Genomic DNA, 2,597 nt, shown 5'->3' on the forward strand with positions numbered 1-2,597 from the left:
GGTGGGGGCGGTGTCAGAGGCATCCGGGGTCGGCTTGGCTGCCTCGGCGGAGCGATCCGTGGCGCCGCTCTCTTCCAGCGCCGGACCACCACGCCCCCTTTCGGCTGCCGGCGGGCCCGCGCTCCCCGCCGCGGAAGCACCGCTTCCCCCCTCGGCCCTCTCCCTGGCCGCCCGCTCCCGCGCCTCCCGCAGGGCCCGGCGGGCCTCGTCCGCGGGGCCCGGGGTCATGACGGCCTCCGGAGGGAGACCAGGTCGGTCAGTTCGCGGTCGGTGAGTTCGGTGAGGGCGGACTCGCCGGAACCGAGGATCGCGTCGGCGAGGGCCCGCTTCGCTTCGAGCATCTCGGCGATGCGGTCCTCCACCGTGCCCTCGGTGATGAGGCGGTGGACCTGGACGGGCTGGGTCTGGCCGATGCGGTACGCGCGGTCGGTGGCCTGTTCCTCGACGGCGGGGTTCCACCAGCGGTCGAAGTGGATCACGTGCCCCGCGCGGGTGAGGTTGAGGCCCGTGCCCGCCGCCTTGAGCGACAGGACCAGGACCGGGATCGCCCCGCTCTGGAAACGGTCCACCATGCGCTCGCGCTCCGGCACCGGCGTCCCGCCGTGCAGCAGGTCCACCGGGACCGCGCGGGCGGCGAGGTGGGCGGCGATCAGGCGGGCCATTCCCACGTACTGGGTGAAGACGAGGGCCGAGCCGTCCTCCGCCAGCAGGGTGTCCAACAGCTCGTCCAGCAGGGCCAGTTTGCCGGAACGGGCGACCAGGCGCTCACCGGCGGTCGCAGGGACCTCCTCCTTCAGGTACAGCGCGGGATGATCGCAGATCTGCTTCAGCGCGCCCAGCAGCTTCAGCACCAGGCCCCTGCGCGCGATGCCCTGTGCCGTCTCGATGGCCAGCAGCGACTCGCGCACCACCGCCTCGTACAGCGAGGCCTGTTCACGGGTGAGCGGGACCGGATGGTCGGTCTCCGTCTTCGGCGGCAGCTCGGGGACGATGCCCGGGTCGGACTTCTTGCGGCGCAGGAGGAAGGGCCGGACCAGCCTCGCCAGCCTGGTCACCGCCTCTTCGTCCTCGCCGTTCTCCACGGCGCGCGCGTGCCGGGCGCGGAAGGACTTCAGGGGGCCGAGGAGTCCGGGGGTGGTCCAGTCGAGCAGGGCCCACAGCTCCGAGAGGTTGTTCTCGACCGGGGTTCCGGTCAGGGCCACGCGCGCGGGCGAGGGGATGGTGCGCAGTGCCTTGGCGGTGGCCGAGTACGGGTTCTTCACGTGCTGGGCCTCGTCCGCGACCACCATGCCCCAGCGCTGCTCGGCGAGCCGGGCGGCCGCCGCCCGCATGGTGCCGTACGTGGTGAGGACGAAACCGCCGTCGAGGTCGTCCAGGCTGCGGTCGGTGCCGTGGAAGCGGCGGACGGGGACGCCGGGCGCGAACCGGGTGATCTCCCGCTGCCAGTTGCCCAGCAGCGAGGCGGGACAGACGACGAGGGTGGGTTCGCGCCGCGCCCGGCGCAGGTGCAGGGCGATGACGGTGATGGTCTTGCCGAGTCCCATGTCGTCGGCGAGGCAGCCGCCGAGGCCGAGGGAGGTCATGAGGTCGAGCCAGGCCAGGCCGCGGAGTTGGTAGTCGCGGAGGGTGGCGTGCAGGCCCGGCGGCGGTTCCGCGGGGCGCACCCCGGCCGTCAGGCGGTCGCGCAGGGCGGCGAGCGCGCCGACGGGCACGGCCTCCACGGTCTCGCCGTCGACCTCCGCGCTGCCGGTGAGGGCCGCGGAGAGCGCATCGACCGGGTCGAGCAGCCCCAGTTCGCGTTTGCGGGCCTTGCGGACGAGGGCGGGGTCGACGAGCACCCACTGGTCCCTGAGGCGTACGACGGGACGGTGGGCCTCGGCCAGCGCGTCCATCTCGGCGTCGCTGAGCGGGTCGCCGCCGAGCGCCAACTGCCAGCGGAACTGAAGCAGTTCCTCGCTCTCGAAGAAGCCGGTGCCGTCGGTCGCCGAGCCCGGGGCGGGGCGTACGACCGCCGCGGCGGTGAGGTCCTGTGCCAGGTCCCGGGGCCAGTGCACCGCGACTCCGGCCGCCGCGAGCCGGGTGGCCGCCACGCCGAGCAGGTCGCCCAACTCCTCGTCGGACAGGGCCAGTACGTCGGGCACGTCCTGCTCGGAGAGCCGGTCCAGGGGCGGCCAGGCCCGGGCGGCGCGGCGCACCGCGAGGGCGGCGTCCACGCGTGCGCGGGGTCCGAAGACGGCGTCGGCCTCCCCCGCCCACAGGGCCGCCGCGTCGGTCACCAGGGTCGGGTCGGCGAGGCTGTGCACCTGCACGATGGCGGCGCCCGCGCTGCGCACACCCTCGGCGTCGGCGTGGAAGAGGTTGTACGCCGACAGGTCCAGGCGGAGCGAGATGCGCACGCCCGCGTCCATGCCGGCGGCGACCTCGGCGGCCCAGTCCTGGGCGTGCGGCAGGCGCTGCGGTGCGCGGGCCGCGAAGGGCTTGCCGGACGCGTGGGGCGCCGCGGGGGTGCGGGGCAGGGTGTCGGCGACCGCATCCAGGAAGGAGCGCATCAGGGCTTCCGGCTCCGGCAGACTGAGCGGGCCGGGGCCGGGCAGCGG

The 2,597-nt window shown here is 74.7% G+C and carries 1 protein-coding gene and 1 pseudogene; both read right to left on the bottom strand.

What is annotated here, in order from left to right:
• Positions 1–228, bottom strand: a pseudogene (locus tag EHS43_RS47260) (hypothetical protein); the annotation flags it as partial.
• Positions 225–2,597, bottom strand: a 2,373-nt coding sequence (locus EHS43_RS42185; RefSeq protein ID WP_148104266.1) for a DEAD/DEAH box helicase, incomplete at its 5' end; no start/stop codon positions are given. The gene EHS43_RS42185 and the pseudogene EHS43_RS47260, both read right to left, overlap by 4 nt.

The organism is Streptomyces sp. RP5T (assembly GCF_003933965.1).
GTDB lineage: Bacteria > Actinomycetota > Actinomycetes > Streptomycetales > Streptomycetaceae > Streptomyces.